General features: G+C 38.4%; 14 protein-coding genes. 5 read left to right on the top strand and 9 right to left on the bottom strand.

The window, feature by feature from the left end; translation table 11 throughout:
* Positions 1–8 precede the first annotated feature (8 nt).
* The 4 genes from HCU67_RS05125 (at position 9) to HCU67_RS05110 (ending at position 8,028) form a co-directional block, all read left to right on the top strand.
* Entirely contained in the window at positions 9–2,369 is a 2,361-nt protein-coding gene (locus HCU67_RS05125; RefSeq protein ID WP_168551498.1) for an ABC transporter permease, read from the top strand.
* A 25-nt stretch (positions 2,370–2,394) separates the two neighbouring features.
* The gene (locus tag HCU67_RS05120; protein ID WP_168551497.1) at positions 2,395–4,809 is read left to right on the top strand and encodes an ABC transporter permease; all 2,415 of its coding nucleotides are present in this window, start codon (positions 2,395–2,397) and stop codon (positions 4,807–4,809) included.
* Between the two features lie 158 nt (positions 4,810–4,967).
* Positions 4,968–7,355 (top strand): ABC transporter permease, encoded by a 2,388-nt coding sequence (locus HCU67_RS05115; protein ID WP_168551496.1) that lies wholly within the window; start codon positions 4,968–4,970, stop codon positions 7,353–7,355.
* 7 nt (positions 7,356–7,362) lie between these two features.
* Positions 7,363–8,028, top strand: a complete 666-nt coding sequence (locus tag HCU67_RS05110) for an ABC transporter ATP-binding protein (protein WP_168551495.1) — start codon at positions 7,363–7,365, stop codon at positions 8,026–8,028.
* A gap of 21 nt (positions 8,029–8,049) precedes the next feature.
* Here the strand turns inward: HCU67_RS05110 and HCU67_RS05105 are convergent, their stop codons facing one another.
* The 8 genes from HCU67_RS05105 to pdxA form a co-directional block, all read right to left on the bottom strand.
* Positions 8,050–9,720, bottom strand: a complete 1,671-nt coding sequence (locus tag HCU67_RS05105; RefSeq protein WP_168551494.1) for an amidase — start codon at positions 9,718–9,720, stop codon at positions 8,050–8,052.
* A gap of 149 nt (positions 9,721–9,869) precedes the next feature.
* A complete protein-coding gene (locus HCU67_RS05100; protein ID WP_168551493.1) occupies positions 9,870–10,985 on the bottom strand; it encodes an NAD(P)/FAD-dependent oxidoreductase in 1,116 nt (371 codons plus the stop codon).
* A gap of 36 nt (positions 10,986–11,021) precedes the next feature.
* The gene (accC, locus tag HCU67_RS05095) at positions 11,022–12,374 is read right to left on the bottom strand and encodes an acetyl-CoA carboxylase biotin carboxylase subunit (protein WP_168551492.1); all 1,353 of its coding nucleotides are present in this window, start codon (positions 12,372–12,374) and stop codon (positions 11,022–11,024) included.
* A gap of 71 nt (positions 12,375–12,445) precedes the next feature.
* A complete protein-coding gene (gene accB / locus HCU67_RS05090; protein WP_168551491.1) occupies positions 12,446–12,940 on the bottom strand; it encodes an acetyl-CoA carboxylase biotin carboxyl carrier protein in 495 nt (164 codons plus the stop codon).
* Positions 12,941–12,954: 14 nt separating this feature from the next.
* Positions 12,955–13,962 (bottom strand): beta-ketoacyl-ACP synthase III, encoded by a 1,008-nt coding sequence (locus HCU67_RS05085; protein WP_168551490.1) that lies wholly within the window; start codon positions 13,960–13,962, stop codon positions 12,955–12,957.
* 174 nt (positions 13,963–14,136) lie between these two features.
* Positions 14,137–14,337 carry a 50S ribosomal protein L32 gene (gene rpmF / locus HCU67_RS05080; protein ID WP_168551489.1) on the bottom strand — a complete coding sequence of 67 codons (201 nt, stop codon included), beginning with the start codon at positions 14,335–14,337 and terminating at the stop codon, positions 14,137–14,139.
* Positions 14,338–14,343: 6 nt separating this feature from the next.
* Positions 14,344–14,871: a YceD family protein gene (locus HCU67_RS05075; protein WP_168551488.1), complete on the bottom strand. Its 528-nt coding sequence runs from the start codon at positions 14,869–14,871 to the stop codon at positions 14,344–14,346.
* Between the two features lie 77 nt (positions 14,872–14,948).
* Positions 14,949–16,001: a 4-hydroxythreonine-4-phosphate dehydrogenase PdxA gene (gene pdxA / locus HCU67_RS05070; RefSeq protein ID WP_168551487.1), complete on the bottom strand. Its 1,053-nt coding sequence runs from the start codon at positions 15,999–16,001 to the stop codon at positions 14,949–14,951.
* Between the two features lie 53 nt (positions 16,002–16,054).
* Here pdxA and HCU67_RS05065 point away from each other — a divergent pair, with 53 nt between their 5' ends.
* The gene (locus HCU67_RS05065; RefSeq protein ID WP_168551486.1) at positions 16,055–16,645 is read left to right on the top strand and encodes a riboflavin synthase; all 591 of its coding nucleotides are present in this window, start codon (positions 16,055–16,057) and stop codon (positions 16,643–16,645) included.
* Here the strand turns inward: HCU67_RS05065 and HCU67_RS05060 are convergent, their stop codons facing one another.
* The gene (locus HCU67_RS05060; RefSeq protein ID WP_168551485.1) at positions 16,646–17,734 is read right to left on the bottom strand and encodes an acyltransferase family protein; all 1,089 of its coding nucleotides are present in this window, start codon (positions 17,732–17,734) and stop codon (positions 16,646–16,648) included. It lies immediately after the preceding gene.
* Position 17,735 lies beyond the last annotated feature (1 nt).

Below are 17,735 nucleotides of genomic sequence, written 5' to 3'. Positions count from 1 at the left end.
CTACCATAATGTTCAAAAATTATCTGAAAATAGCGTGGCGAAATTTACTCAGAAACAAGAGCTTTTCGCTGCTAAATATTTTTGGCTTATCTATTGGTTTAGCCGCTACTGCCCTCATTTTACTTTGGGTGAATTTTGAAGTTGGATTTAATCAATTTCACGAAAAGAAAGATCGCATTTATCAGGTCTATAATAAGTACCCAGTAGATGGTGAAATTTGGACATGGAATTCGACCCCAAAGGTGATGGCGCCAACACTAAAAAAAGACTACCCAGAGATTGAAGAGGTTTCGCGATACTTTTACAATTATAATTTTCTTTTTAGTCATGGCGAGAAGAACATCAAAGGTACTGGTACAATTGCAGATCCCAGTTTTCTAAAAATTTTCAGTTTCCCATTGGTCGAGGGGAATGTTGAGACGGTTTTAGAAGATGTAAATAGTCTGGTGGTTACCCAGTCATTTGCCAAGAAAATGTTCGGTGATGCACCTGCTGTGGGCCAAGTGGTAAAAATGGACAATAGGGATTCATTTAAAATATCTGGCATACTAAAGGACCTTCCGGCAAATTCAGAATTTAATTTTGAATATATCATCCCTTGGTCTTTTGTAAAACAAAGAGGTTGGGACGATGAATTCTGGGGTAACAATAGCGTGGGCACATTTGTTCTCCTAAAAGAAGGAACTGACTATGAAGCCTTCTCCAAAAAGGTTGCAAGTCTACGAAAGACCTATGACAAAGAATCACCGGACATGGTCACCTACTTATATCCGTTTACCAGATCCCATTTGTATGGCGAGTTCAATAACGGGGTAGAAGAAGGTGGGCTTATTGATATCATTAGGCTATTTACGGTCATTGCTATTATAGTACTGGTTATCGCCTGTATCAATTTTATGAATTTAAGCACGGCACGCAGTGAAAAAAGAGCAAAAGAAGTTGGTATTCGCAAGGTTGTTGGAGCCAGAAAAAAGGCCCTCATCTTGCAGTTCTTAGGAGAGTCTATACTGCTTTCATTCATTGCGGCGATTGTAGCTCTTGGTATCGTGGTTTTGGTGCTACCTTCTTTTTCAGAAATGATCAATACAGAAATCAATATGGATTGGGGTAATCCTGTTTTGTACCTCTACATTTTAGGAGTGATATTGATTACCGGAATTTTGGCAGGAAGTTATCCTGCTTTATTTCTCTCCGCATTTAAACCATCTTCTGTGCTAAAAGGCACTTTCAACAAAACCAATACATTGGTAACCCCTCGAAAAGTCTTAGTAGTAGTTCAGTTTTCGGTCGCTATAATTTTAATAACGGCTACTATAATTATCGGTCAACAAATCAACAACGTTCAAAATCGAAAACTGGGTTATGAAAAAGACTTATTAATTGCGGTAAACATTGAAGGCGAAATTGAACAAAGCTATGAAACGATAAAGTCTGAATTATTACAAAGTGGAATAATCAAATCCATCTCAAGAACCGGAGGTAGGGTGACGGAAAGTTGGAGCAATTCATGGGGAATTGAGTGGCCTGGAAAGGATATGGATAATAAAACCCTCGTCCATCGTATGAGTACTGATGAGGGTCTGGTAAATACTTTGGGGCTTAAACTTAAAGTCGGCAGGGACTTTGATCTAAAAAAATATCCAACTGATTCTACTGCTGTTATCTTAAACGAAACAGCAGTGGCCCTCATGGGTTTTGAAGAACCACTTGGTAAAACGATTAAAGACAATAATACTGACTGGAAAATCATTGGGGTTGTAGAAGACTTCGTTTTCAATTCGCCTTTTCAAAAAATTGAGCCAGTGATTATACAAGGGGCTAAATGGTGGCTGGGTACCATCCATATGAAATTGAATCCCGACAGGAACCTTGCCGATAATTTAGCTGCAATTGAGTCGGTTTTTCAAGAACATAACCCGAACTATCCATTCAATTATGAGTTTGTTGACCAAGTTTACGCCAGAAATTTTATCAGCGAAAAACGCTTTCAAAAACTAGCGAGCTTATTTACCCTATTGACCATTCTAATTTCTTGTCTAGGTCTGTTTGGTTTGGCCAGTTACATGGCTCAGAACAGAATAAAGGAAATCGGCGTACGAAAAGTACTTGGGGCCTCGGTAAGAGGTATTACCACATTATTATCGAAAGACTTTCTCAAATTGGTCGCAATTTCACTTTTTATAGCAATACCCATTTCGTGGTATACCATGAACCAATGGCTTCAAGATTTTGCCTATAGAATCGAACTCTCTTGGTGGGTCTTTGCCCTTGCTGGTCTTTTGGCCCTTGCAATTGCTTTTATAACCGTAAGCTATCAAGCAATTAAGGCTGCAAGGTCTAATCCTGTAAAAAGTTTAAGAACCGAATAATTCATCATCAATCAAATTCAAAATCATGTTTAAAAACTATATAAAAGTAGCGCTAAGGAACCTTTGGAAAAATAGACTTTTTACCATTATCGGTGTTCTTGGGCTATCTGTAGCTTTTGGCGTTGCTACCTTATTAACCATGGATTCATTGCATGAGCTTTCATATGACAATTTTCATGAAAATAAAGCGCAGCTATATCAGGTAAACATTACTTGGCAAACCCCCAAAGGTACCGAAGTGGGCACTAGTCAACCTACTCCTTTCGCTGAGGCATTGAATTCTGAAGTTGCTGGTATTGATAAAATAACTCGGTTCTTAGAAGAAGAGGCCGTTACCATTTACGGGGAAAAAGAATTGGGTTTAGATGCAATCTACGTTGACCCGGACTTTTTTGAGATGTTCAGTTTCCCCATTCTCGAAGGTGATAAATCAAGTACTTTGGCTGATATCTCTTCAGTTGTCCTAACCAAAAGAACAGCCAACAAATTGTTTGGCGAGGAATCACCAATAGGAAAAACAATCACCGTTTTAATTAATGGGCAGAAAGAGCCTTTTACAGTTAAAGCAGTTTCTGAAGACGAACCGGAACAGAGCTCCATTAATTTTGATATTGCGCTACACTTTGAAAAAAATCCTGAATATGAACAAACAAAAGAACTATGGAATGCTCAATATCATCAGGTTTTTGTGCAATTGGAAGACCAGGTTTCCCCACAAATTTTCGAAGCAAATAGTCGCAGTTTTACCAACCTTCACTATGAGGGCGCAATTGAAAGCTTAAAACGAGATGGCGCTCTTCCCAACCAAAATGGGGACTTTCTGCAGTTAGGCCTCTTACCTATTACAGAAATGCGATTTGTTAGCTATGACAAGGGTATTGTTGAAGTAAGTAGGGCAAATATATATTTAGTTCTTGGAGTGGCCATTCTCATTCTCTTTATTGCATGTGTCAATTTTGTGAACATGAGCATAGCAAAAAGTTCTCAAAGACTTAGGGAGATAGGTATGCGAAAAACATTAGGGGCAGAAAAAAAGCAACTCTTCTTTCAATTTTGGGGTGAAAGCTTAATCGTATTTATTATTTCCTTTGCCCTCGGTATACTTTTAAGTCTACTGTTGAAAGATAGTTTTCAATCTTTATTCAGAAGTAGTGCCACATTTGATGTGCTACTTTCCCCATCATTGCTTATATCTGCACTTCTATTCCTATTGCTCATATCGTTGCTTGTTGGCGGATATCCTGCACTACTTCTAAGTAAACTGACAACCATTCAATCTTTAAAGGGAAAACTGGATTCCTCAGGAAAAAACCATCTGCGTGATGCTTTAATTGTGCTTCAATTTGGTATTGCAATACTACTGATCAGCAGCACATTTGTACTAAATGGCCAAATAGATTTTATGCGGAATAAAGACCTTGGCTACAATAAGGAACAAGTGATTTCAATTCCATTAAATGGAAAGAAAAATAGTTACGACCTTGTAAAATTGTTACGTGAAGAGCTAGCCGGAAATCCAAATATTTTAGCTGTTTCTGCAGCCGATAACAACTTAGGTAGAGGAAAAGATGGTGGTTTGTCAACCAGCGTTTGGGGTTTTGATTATAAGGATAAGAGTGTTCGTACCAACGTATTGGTGGTAGACTACGATTACATAAAAACCTTAGGACTTAAACTTAAAGAAGGTAGAAGTTTTGATATCAATAGAGAAACGGATACCCAAGCTGTAATCATAAACGAAAGTATGGCCAAGGAGCTCGGTGAAGGCAATCCATTGTTAGCTAGAATACCTGCAAGCGATAGTCTTGATTTTGCCGTAATCGGTGTGCTCAAAGATTATAATTTTCAAGATATTTCGAAAGATATCGCTCCCCTTACCCTTTTATTGGACCGTGATCAAGGACTTACCTATGCTTACATTAAGGTTGCTTCTTCCAATATGGCAAGTTCTTTTTCTTTAATTGAAAACACCTTTAAAAAAATCGAACCAAACGCAGAATTTTTAGGTTCGTTTCTCGATGAAAACGTAGATAGAACCTTTAGAAGGGAAAAAACGATGGCTGCATTAATAACCACTGGTTCTGTTATTGCCATACTTTTAAGTTGCGTAGGACTGTTCGCAATGGCAATGTTGATAACCAACCAACGCACAAAGGAAATAGGTATTCGAAAAGTGATTGGAGCAAGTGTGGTATCAGTTACCTACCTCCTAACAAAAGACTTTTTAAAATTGGTCCTTATTGCTTTTGTAATTGCAGCGCCAATTGCTTGGTGGTTTGCAAACGATTGGCTTCAGAACTATGCAAATAGGGTCGACTTAAGCTGGCACTTTTTTGCAATTGCCGGTGCTTTATCATTGGCTATTGCAATTTTGACCATCAGTACCAGAACCATACAATCGGCTTTGGCCAATCCGGTCAAAAGTCTGAGGACAGAATAGATTACTAATCCATTTTTTGTCAATATTTTGTACAGCCTTTGTAAAAATAATTGACACTCTTTTAAATATTGAATTTTTAAGTAATTGATTATTAGTACGTTGCTTTTTTGGTACAATAATTTATTATGAAGAGTTAATCAATTAAAAAGTATATCGTCATGTTAAAGAACCATATCAAACTCGCTTGGAGAAATCTTATAAAAAACAAGAAATATACTTTGATCAACTTAGCTGGTCTGAGCATTGGAATGACCTGTTATATCTTGATTGCGCTTTTTATTCAATACGAGGTTAGTTTTGATCGACATCATCAAAAAGCAGACAGAATCTATAGGGTTGCCCAACGTCAAATTGGTAATGAATATCGTGGAACAAATGAGTTCGCCTTGGCCCCACTACCGCTATCTAAAGCTTTGGTGAACGATTACCCTGAAGTCGAAGCAGTAGCGAATTTGAACCAAGACTTTACCCTATTAATCAATGGTAATGAATCCTATCCAGAACAGGGATTGTCAACGGATTCCAGTTTTTTCGAGGTGTTTAGTGTCCCCTTACTGCAAGGCAACATTAAAGAAATATTCGAAGACATCAATACCATTGTTCTTACGGAGTCTTTATCAAAGAAGTTATTTGGTTCGGATTCTCCCATTGGAAAGTCAATTTTTTACGCAAGAGACAGAAAAATTACTGTTGCAGGCATAATCCCTGATCCCCCAGTTTACCAGCATTTACAATACAGCTATTTAGTCTCTTATAAAATTCGAGGGTATTATCCGAACGATATTGATAATTGGGTAAGTAATAACTATCACGCCTATTTGGCCCTTTATAAAGACAGCGATTTTAAGGCATTGGAAGAAAAAATGCAACGATATAACGCTGTAGCCAAGCCTGCTTATGAAGAATTGGGTTTCAATTTCTATCCAGAATATTTTTTACAACCCCTAAAAGACATTCATCTTAAGTCAAATATCAATATGGAAATAGGGCGTTCTGGAGATATAAGATACTTATATCTTTTTGGGTCAATTGCTCTAATAATACTGGTTTTGGCTTCAATAAACTACATCAATTTAGCAACTGCAAAATCAGCGAAACGCGCCAAAGAAGTAGGCGTTTCGAAAGTTCTAGGTGCCAAAAAAGGAAACTTAATCATGCAATTCTTGTCAGAATCCTTTTTACTTTCCCTTTGTGGTGGTGCCATTGCAAGCATTCTCGCCTTTCTATTTTTACCATCATTTAATGGGCTACTAGACCAAGCTATACCTTTTGATTTTGTGGGCAGTTGGTGGATTTTGCCCTTAATGATTCTTATTGCCCTATTAATTGGGGTTCTTTCGGGTCTGTATCCTGCATTTTTCCTTTCGTCACTTTCGCCGGTTCGAGCATTAAAAGGTAATTTCATACGAAACCATAAAGAAGGAAACTTTTTAAGAAACACGCTCGTAGTTGGTCAGTTTGTTGTTGCGATTGCATTGGCCATCGGGAGTATTATTATACACCAACAACTATCTTACATTCAAAATAAAAAATTAGGATATTCAAAAGAACAGGTAGTTCATGTGCCCTATTTTGAAAGTGAAATCGCAGAAAAAGAAGATGTATTAAAGAATGAATTGCTCAATCATCCCAATATCAATAAAGTTTCAATCAGCACTCAACTACCCATGAACATTACCAGTCAAGGTATTGTTAACGAATGGGATGGAAATAGTGGTGAGGATGAAATGTACATCTACCGATGTTATGTCGATCATAATTTTATTGACTTATTCGAAATGGAAATCCTTGAAGGAAGGGCTTTTTCCAAAGAATTTCCGACAGACTCTTCAGCTACTTACATTCTCAATGAAGCAGCCTTTAAAAAGACCGGTTGGACATCGGCAGTAGGGAAAAAATTTAGGGATGGAACTGTTATCGGTGTTGTCAAAAATTTTCACTTGCAGACATTTGACCTTACCATTGAGCCCTTATTTATGGCAATGCGAAATATACCCCAACTTAGAAATTTTGGGCACATAATTCTTAAAGTGGACACTGAAGATTTTGCGAATACCAAAAATTTTATTGAAGAAACCATGAAATCAATCGTTCCCATGGTCAATTATGAGGCCCGATTTATGGAAGATTCTTACGCACAGATGTATGATAAAGAAAATCGTTTGGGTAATGTCTTCAGTATTTTTACTATGCTAGCCCTTTTTATTGCCGCAATGGGACTTTTTGGACTGGTATCTTATAACGTCGTACAACGAACCAAGGAAATCGGCATACGAAAAGTTTTAGGGTCTTCAATAATTGGAATCATGAATTTGGTGGCAAAAGACTTTTTAAAATTAGTGTTGGTGGCCATTATAATTGCCGTTCCGATTGCGTTTTATGCAATGAATAATTGGTTGCAAGATTACGCCTATCGGACCGAAATAAAATGGTGGGTTTTTCTTTTGGTGGGCTTAGGAACAATAGGAATCTCCTTTATAACAATTTGCTTTCAAAGCTTTAAGGCTGCATCAGTTAATCCGATAAAGAGTTTACGAACCGAATAAAAAAATCATGCTATTAGAACTAAAAAATATATTTAAGTGGGTCAATTCTGGAGGGCAACGAATCTTTCTGTTAAAGGACATCAATCTTTCTGTGGAAGAAGGAGAGTTCATTTCTGTGATGGGACCTTCAGGATCAGGTAAATCCACATTGCTCAATGTAATTGGAATGTTGGACCAGTTTGATGAGGGCGAGTATCATTTTCTGAATGAATCGGTACATACCCTAAAAGAAAAATACCGCTCAAATCTCTACAAAGAGTACATCGGTTTTGTTTTTCAATCATATCACCTGCTTGACGACCTCACCGTATATGAAAACTTAGAAATGCCATTGTTATATAAAAAATACAAAGGCACTGAACGCAAGGCAATGGTAGCCGATATGCTCGACCGCTTCAATATCGTTGGTAAAAAGGATTTATTCCCTGCACAACTTAGTGGTGGCCAACAACAGTTGGTTGGGGTAGCACGTGCTTTAATAGGCAAACCGAAATTGATTTTGGCCGATGAACCAACCGGTAATCTTAATTCTCAACAAAGTGTTGAAATTATGGAACTATTCAAAAAACTAAATCAGGAAGATGGTGTCACGATCATTCAAGTCACCCATTCTGAAAAAAATGCCGCATACGGTTCAAGGATTATCAATTTATTGGATGGAAGAAAAGTTTAAAATCAACTTTAGGTCTTTTGTTTAGTCATACCCCTCTGGATGTAGCTCATCAAAATCAGTGACTTCTTGAAAGCGTTTTGCCAATACTAAAATTTTTCCTTCGTCATAAAGATTGCCAACTAAAGTCAAGCTTGTTGGTATTTTTTCATCATCGAGGCCTGTTGGTATTGCTATTACAGGATGCCCAGTTAGGTTTGTAATTACCAACTGTCTGTTGCCAAAAGATGGTGAAATTAACACATCATAATCCTTCATAATATGATGCATTTTTTCAATTAGTAATTGCCTGTGCCGATTCGCTTGTAAGTACTCAACAGCAGGTATAAATCGTGATTGGCGCAACGAATTGGAGCGAGACCTTTTGTGCTGTTCAACCATCATATCAACCTGATTTGATCTAACCAAATCGTCAAAAAAGGCACCAGCTTCCGCCCGCAATATGATGTCGAATCCCTGGTATGGGACATCTGTAGGTAATTCAACCGGTATCGGTTCAATTCCCATTTCTTTGAAGGTAGTTAATGCCTTGAGTAAATTCTCCTTGCCCTTGGTTGAATCCTTGTCGATATCACCTTTTAAATACGCTACTTTGAGGGTTTTAATATCAGTGCTCGGATTATAGGAAAACGGAATAGAGGTTGTGGTTTTGTCCTTAAAATCCTTTCCTTGTATGATGCTAAAAACAATGGCACAGTCCTCTGCATTTCTACACATTGGACCCACTTTGTCCATTGACCATGACAAACTCATAACACCGTGTCTACTCACACGGCCATAAGTTGGTCTAAGTCCGGTTATTCCATTTCTTGAGCTAGGTGAAGTAATTGATCCTAATGTTTCAGTTCCTAGTGCAAATGGAACCAGACCTGCAGAAGTGGCACTGCCAGAACCTGCCGATGAACCACTAGCTCCTTTAGATGTATTCCAGGGATTTTTGGTTTTTCCTCCAAACCAAACATCCCCACGTGCAAGTGCACCAGATACCAATTTTGCCACCAAAACGCCCCCAGCTTTATTCAAACGTTCTACTACAGTAGCAGTTTCATTGATTACTTGGGTTTTATAAGGTTCTGAACCCCAGGTTGTCGGATAACCAGGAACTGCCATTAAATCTTTTACCCCGTAAGGAATGCCATGAAGAATCCCTCGATAGTTACCCGCCGCAAGTTCTGCATCTAATGTTTTAGCCTGATTCATTGCGAGCTCTTCGGTGAGGGTAATGGTACATTCTAATTTTGGACTGTATTTTTTCAACCTATCCAAAAAGAAGGTAGTTAGCTCAACACATGAAATTTTCTTGTATTTAACGAGAGAAGCCAATTTTGGTATGGTATAATAGGCCAATTCATTTAAGTTTTTGGGTAGATAAACATGTTCTGGTATCTCCCAGTATAAAAGTGTGTCTTTAGATTTAGGAATTTGAAAATCATGAGGCTTTGGATCAAACAAAAGCGCAGGAAAAACTTCGTGTTCAATGTCATATTTACGCAAAGAATCGTAACCCTTTCTATTTCTTTCCAAATAATCAAATAAGGTGTCAATCCTTTTTTTTGAAAATTCGAGACCCGCTATTTTCTGGGCAGATTTGACGTCTTTCTTTTTGAATGCCTTTTTTTCAGAGCCACACGAGATTAGTATGAATCCTAATATGTAAGCTAAAAGGAATAAGGTTGGTTTTTTTAAAATGGTCATTAGATTCAGAATTGTTTCGACTAGGTCTTATCTCTTTAAGGTATTAAGATAAGCTCTTTGTGCTTTTAGCCTTATTGGATAATACAATTTTTAAACCATCATACATTGAGAAGAGAAACCAATTTAGGGTATGAACAATAAATCAGGCTTTAGTTTAGTAAGCTAGCCAATTCATCGCCTACTAGACTTCCAATGGCAACACCCATTCCTCCTAATCGAATCCCACAAAAAACATTAGCCGATATCTGCTTAACAATGGGTTTTTTCTGCGGACCGACTCCCATGATGCCGCTCCATCGACGGTCAATCTCAAATTGTTTATCCGGTAAAATCATCTCTTTTAGTAATCGTTCAAGCTCATTCTGAACCAAATCGGTTTGACCAAATTGGGTGGTTTCTTCTGCCGAATAGTCCAGATTTCTGCCACCACCAAAAAGCACACGATTGTCTATATTTCTGAAATAGTAATAGCCCTCGTCAAAATGAAATGTGCCCTTTAGCTGTAAATCTTCAATCGGCTTGGTCACCAGTACCTGCGCTCGAGCTGGCTTCACATCTTCTTCAAAAAACTGTGATGCAAATCCATTGGTCGCAATCAATAATTTGTTGGTCTCAATTTGAAATTTTTCGGTTAAAACCTCAACCGATTCTCCCTTTTCTTGAAAGGATGTCACGGAAACATTATTCAGCACATATATGCCTTCCCTATTGGCTTTGTCAAGAAGTGACAACATCATTTTGCCAGTATTAAGCTGGCCTTCAAAACGATGGGTAATATAATTTGATTTAATCTTTTTAAAACCAAATTGATTGGGCGATTTGAAAAACGGGGCTTCTCCAAAAATCGGATGCAACATCTCGTTTATTTTATCCAATGATTTCAGGCATTTTTCATACAGCATAGAGTCATTCTCATGGAAAACTTCATGACCTCCCAAAATCTGTAAATCAATCGTTTCGTCACCAAGCAATTTTCTAAGCCTGCTTATACCAGAAAACCGCTTTTGAACCAATTCAACAACTTCTTCCTCAGTATGTTTTTCTAAATCTGAAATGATTTCTGATATGCTGCCAAAACAGGCAAATCCAGCATTTTTTGTGCTAGCACCCTGCGGTAATATCCCTTTTTCAAGCACCAATATTTTAGATTTTGGGAAACGGGCTTTTAAGTTGATGGCACAACAAAGCCCAACAATACCGCTACCAACAACTGTAAAGTCAATGTTTGATAACCAAGTCTTATATTCCCAATAACTAAGCTCCATAAAGTAAAAACCCCGACCAAAAGTCAGGGTTTATTTTTAATAGTCGTATTTGTCATCCATTTCAAAATCTTCCATGAACTTGGTTGTATAGTTACCTGCCAAGTAATCAGGATGATCCATTAGTTGACGGTGAAACGGGATTGTTGTCTTAACACCTTCGATAACGAATTCATCTAGTGCCCTTCGCATTTTATTGATGGCTTCTTCGCGCGTTTGAGCAGTGGTAATCAACTTAGCCACCATTGAATCATAATTCGGAGGAATGATATACCCGCTGTATACATGGGTATCCAAACGCACTCCATGTCCACCTGGCATATGAAGGGTAGTAATTCTACCAGGAGATGGTCTAAAGTTATTATACGGGTCCTCAGCGTTAATACGAACTTCTATGGAATGTAGTTTTGGAAGGTAATTTTTCCCAGATATCGGTACACCAGCAGCAACCAAAATCTGTTCACGAATTAAATCATAGTCCACCACCTGTTCTGTTATTGGATGCTCTACCTGAATACGGGTATTCATCTCCATAAAATAAAAGTTACGGTGCTTGTCAACAAGAAACTCAACAGTACCTGCCCCTTCATACTTTATGAATTCCGCAGCCTTAATAGCGGCTTTCCCCATGGCATTTCTGAGCTTATCGGTCATAAACGGTGATGGGGTCTCTTCAGTTAATTTCTGGTGTCTTCGTTGTACGGAACAGTCTCGTTCAGACAAGTGACACGCTTTACCAAATTGGTCTCCAACCACCTGAATTTCGATATGCCTTGGTTCCTCAATCAACTTTTCCATGTACATACCGCCGTTGCCAAATGCTGCTGTAGCTTCGTTCACCGCGCTTTCAAAATTCTTTTCCATTTCGTCTTCCGACCAAATGGCGCGCATACCTTTTCCACCCCCACCTGCAGTAGCTTTGATCATAACAGGATAGCCCATTTTTTTGGCAACCTTCTTGGCATCTTTGACATCTTTCAATAGACCATCTGATCCGGGAACACAAGGAACACCGGCCTTTTTCATGGTCTCTTTCGCCGTAGCTTTATCACCCATTTTCTCAATCTGCTCTCCTGATGCACCAATGAACTTAATCTCATGTTCAGCACAGATTTTGGAAAATTTGGCATTTTCAGAAAGAAAGCCATAGCCTGGATGGATAGCATCGGCGTTGGTAATTTCGGCTGCAGCGATGATATTCGGAATCTTCAAATAAGACTCACTACTTGGGGCAGGGCCGATACAAACGGCCTCATCAGCAAAGCGAACATGCAAACTTTCTTCATCGGCCTTTGAGTAAACCGCTACCGTTTTAATACCCATTTCCTTGCAGGTTCTGATGACCCTAAGTGCGATTTCACCCCTATTTGCAATCAATATTTTTTTGAACATATTTTCTTCTTTAAAAATTCAAATCTCAAATACCAAATTGGATTTTGGTGCTTGGAATTTGGAATTTTAAATTAACTAGGGTCTACTAGGAATAAAGGTTGATCAAACTCTACTGGAGTGGAATCGTCAACTAAAACTTTGACAATTTTACCCGAAACCTCTGATTCAATATCATTGAAAAGTTTCATTGCCTCAATAACACAAAGTACATCTCCTTGCTTGATATCAGACCCAACTTCAACGAAAGCAGGTTTGTCAGGTGATGGCTTACGGTAGAATGTACCAATTATCGGCGATTTTATGGTAATGTATTTTGAATCGTCTTCAGCTTGTTTTTCCGGTGCTGCGGGAGCTGCCGGCTGAGCTGGAGCTTCAGGAGCTGCCGGCATCGCAATTTGCTGCGGAGCTGCAGCTACAGGAATTTGTTGAACAACAGTAGTCTCTGAACCACTATTCTCTGAAGTCGTTTTAATGGTGATTTTCAAATCTTCCATCTCAAGCTTGACCTCGCTGGCCCCTGATTTGGCAACGAATTTGATTAAACTTTGAATTTCTTTAATGTCCATCGAAATAGTATGATTTAGTTAGTTGAATTGCTATCGTATGCCCATTTTAAATAAATGGAACCCCAGGTAAATCCGCCACCAAAGGCGGCAAACACCAAATTATCTCCCTTTTTTAATTGCTTTTCATAATCGTAAAGCAATAAAGGCAATGTTGCGGAAGTAGTATTTCCGTATCGTTCAATGTTCATTAGGACCTTACTGTCATCAAGTCCCATTCTATTGGCAGTTGCATCAATAATCCGCTTGTTGGCCTGATGGGGAACCAGCCAATCTACATCTTCATGGCTTAAATTATTGCGTTCCATTATCTTAGCTGAAACGTCGGCCATATTTGAAACCGCAAACTTGAAAACGGTTTTTCCATCTTGTCTCGCGTAATGCAACCTTTGGTCAACAGTTTCATGGGAAGCAGGTAATATTGAACCGCCGGCATCCATTCTTAAGAACTCTCGGCCATTACCGTCAGATCTTAAATACTCATCCTGCAAACCAAATCCTTCTTCATTCGGTTCAAACAATACAGCACCAGCACCATCACCAAAAATGATACAGGTTGCCCTGTCTGTATAATCAATAATTGACGACATTTTATCGGCACCTATCAAAAGTACTTTTTTGTAACGTCCAGATTCTATGTAACTGGCGGCAGTAGACATGCCATATAAGAAGCTTGAACAAGCGGCCAAAAGGTCGTATGAAAAGGCATTAGTTGCCCCAATTTCAGAAGCCACATAGGCTGCAGTTGAAGCAACCAACATATCTGGTGTTGCAGTGGCGACTAATACCAAATCTATTTCCTCAGGATTAAGATTTGTTTTTTGCATTAAGTCCTCAGCTGCTTTGATGGCCAAATACGAAGATCCCGCACCTTCTTTTTTTAATAGCCTGCGTTCTTTAATACCTGTTCTTGTGGTTATCCATTCGTCGTTGGTATCGACCATGGTTTCCAAAATCTGATTGGTCAATCTGAATTCTGGAAGATATCCTCCCACAGCGGTAATTGCTGCTGTACGTTTAGCCATCCTTTTTTCTGTTTTTTGTCAAAATGAATGAAAATCGACGCAAAATCGTCGAAAAATAGTGAATTTTTGCGAGTTTCTGATGATTTTTGGTCAATTCAGAAAATAATCTTGTTCCATAAAAAAACTCCCGAATATTTCCATCCGAGAGTTGTTTTTTGGTTTTTTCTTGAGAATTTAAGCCTCCGCTTCTTCTCCTGTTGAGTCAATCAACACTTTACCGCGGTAGTATAATTTACCTTCATGCCAGTGCGCTCTGTGGTACAAGTGAATTTCTCCTGTTGTGGAATCTTTAGCCAAGGTAGGAGCAACAGCCTTATAATGGGTACGTCTTTTGTCCCTTCTTGTTTTCGATATTTTTCTTTTAGGATGTGCCATGTTTTCCTATTTATCCGTTAATAATTTTTTCAAATCGTCCCATCTGGGATCAATATCATTATTGTTCTTTTCCTCCTTTGGTTTTAACTCCTTCAGTTTATCCAAAACTTCCGATTTCAAGGAACCATCTTCTATACCCGGATGCACTCTTTTTTGTGGTACTGCGAGCACTAGCATCTCATATACGTACTGCGCGATGTTCAGTTGGCTTTCTCCGTGTGGAATAATCAATAATTCATCATCTAAATCATCATATTCCTCTCCAAACTTAACAACTAAATGAAGTTTTCCAGCGGTTGGCATATCAAAAGGTTCTCCCGTAACATCACAATCAACGTTTACCTGACCATTGGCCTCAAGTTCAAGCTCCATCATGGTACTTGTTTTGGTCAATTGGGCTTCAACGTCAATTTTTGATGAGTTAAAGTCTTGATAATCAAAAGATTCAAAGAACGAATTGTCAACTTTAAAATCAAACCTGTGGCTCCCAATCTTTAATCCTGAAAAAGGAATTACAAACTCCCTTGATTCCATCACGTGCAACTTTGGTTTGAACCTACCTTAAATGGCGGGTGCAAAGATACTATTAATTGAGAAATAGCCAATTATATTTAGGCTGACTTTTTGGTCGATTGTTTTTGAAGTGGATTTTGGGTCAACTCTTTGTATTCTTGACGCTTTTTAAAAATGTCCAGTGCGGTAAAAACTGCTTCTTTAAAAGAACTGAAATCCGCCTTGCCTTGACCAGCTATTTCATAAGCCGTACCGTGGTCAGGGGAAGTTCTAACGTGAGATAGTCCAGCAGTATAGTTAACCCCTTTACCAAATGAAAGCGTCTTAAATGGAATAAGGCCTTGATCATGATAGGCAGCTAAGACCGCATCAAACTTTTGATGGCTATTTGAACCGAAAAAACTATCTGCTGAATATGGGCCGTAAACCAAATGACCTTCTTTAAAAAGCTTATCTATAGCTGGTTGAAGAATTTCCTGGTCCTCATTTCCAATAGTTCCGTTATCACCACTATGAGGATTTATACCCAAAAGGGCAATTTTCGGGCGACGTATTCCAAAGTCCATTTTTAGCGAAAGCATCATGGTACGCACCTTGTCGCCAATCAGTTTTGTGGTAATCGCTTTTGCTACATCTTTGACCGCTATGTGGTCAGTTAAGAGTCCAACCCGTAGACCCTCAGTTACCATAAACATTAAGCTTTGACCTTGTAATTCTTTAGCTAAAAAATCTGTATGGCCGGGAAAATTGAATTCTTCTGACTGCACATTGTTCTTGTTAATTGGAGCAGTAACAAGAACATCAATTTCATTTTTTTTCAGGGCATTGACCGAAGCCTTCAATGATTTGATGGCATAGCTTCCTGAGATTTCTGTGGCTTGACCAAATTCAATATTCGGTGTTTCTTTCCATACATTGACCACGTTCAATTTCCCATGAACAATTTGGGTGGCATCTTTAACACTATTGAAGTTGATTGCACTTTTAAACGAATTCTTTTGGAAAGAAATAGTTTTGTTCGAAGCGAAAAATACTGGGGTACAGAACTCGAGCATTCTTGAATCTTCAAAAGTCTTAAGTGCTACTTCGCAGCCGATTCCATTTAAATCGCCGACCGAAATACCAAGCCTTATCTTATTTCTTTCTTCCATTGCCCCCGTTATATCGCTAACTTTGTTACAAAATTATGCAATTATAAATTCCCATGTTTACAGGAATTATCGAGACAACCGGTAAAGTAATAGGTTTAGAAAAGGAAGAGGAGAATCTACACTTGACACTTCAATCCAATCTGGCTGATGAACTCAAAATTGATCAAAGTCTTTGCCATAACGGTGTCTGTTTGACCGTGGTCAAAATCGATTCCGATTCGTACACGGTAACGGCCATCCAAGAAACTCTGAACAAGACCAATATTGGCGAACTAAAAATAGGTGACCAAGTAAACTTGGAACGCGCGATGAAAATGGGAGCACGATTGGATGGGCATATCGTTCAAGGTCATGTTGACCAAACTGCTACTTGTATAGGAGTTGAAGAGCAAGAAGGGAGTTGGTTTTTTACCTTCAACTATGACACCGAACTAAGCAACGTTACCATTGAAAAAGGCTCAATAACAGTAGACGGGGTAAGTCTAACCGTTGTAGATTCAAAAAATGGTGAGTTTTCGGTTGCTATTATTCCTTACACCTATGAGCATACTCGATTTAACAGCTACAAAGAAGGAACTAAGGTAAATCTTGAATTTGATGTTATTGGGAAATATGTACAACGACTTCTTGACCTTCGAAAATAATTAGACCTTAATAAAAATCTTCTTTTTCCAAAGAATCCAGGCCAATAAACAATAAAATGCAACCACACTTAAACCGTACAAAAGTGAGGACAGCTGCATTGAAAAGAAGTCCTGAACATATATGGTATTAAAAAGCCAACCGTGTAAAGAAGTTTCCCCGTCAACCTTTATCAAATAAAAGAGTTTTGAAATAAAACTCGATAGAAAATACACAACTATTGCATTGGCCCCAGCATACCTGAAAATACTGCCAAATTTGATTTTCTTGACATCAGTTAAATAGTAAATCAAGGCAAGTACAATATTGGCCCAACCTGCAGTTACCAAAACAAAGCTACTGGTCCATAGTGCTTTATTAATTGGAAAAATCACGTCCCATAAATAGCCCAAAATCAGAAATGATCCACCAAGCCCAAACAAGATTGTCGCTTTTTTTGATTGCTTTGAAACTAAAATCAGCCCAGTAAATATGCCTAATAATGCGCTGACAATTGATGGAATCGTACTTAATAATCCTTCTGGGTCGTAGTCAGGTTTATAATTATGGGTCCCGAAGACTTTAACATCTAAATAATTGGCCAAGTTATTTGGAGCCCTTTCAAAGGTACTAGCTACACCTTCTACCGGGATAAAACGCATCATTAGCCAATAACCCACCAACATAATTGCTGCTGTTCCTATCAATTTCTTCCAATCCAAATTGAGAAAGAGAATCGCAGCAAAGAAAAATACAACCCCAATACGCTGCAGAACTCCAGGAAACCGTATATCGGAAAATTCTTTGATAAAGGGGAAAGTGATTGTAAAAGCTCCTAAAAAAACACCTAACCCTATCAACTTTAGGGTACGAATCGTAATCTTCTTGTAAACTTGTTTCGAAGGTTTTCTGTTATTGTAAGCAAATACGATAGAGGTTCCCACAATAAACAAGAAAAAAGGAAAGACCAGGTCGGTTGGGGTATATCCGTGCCATTTGGCATGTAATAAAGGTGCATAAACATCAGACCATGTACCTGGTGTATTGACCAGAATCATGAGTACAATGGTCATTCCTCTAAAAATATCTACCGATAATATTCTTTCTTTCATG

The sequence above is a fragment of the Croceivirga thetidis genome, from assembly GCF_012272815.1.
Taxonomy (GTDB): Bacteria; Bacteroidota; Bacteroidia; order Flavobacteriales; family Flavobacteriaceae; genus Croceivirga; species Croceivirga thetidis.
Note: the sequence above shows the minus strand (reverse complement) of the source record. Positions and strands in the feature narration are given on the sequence as shown.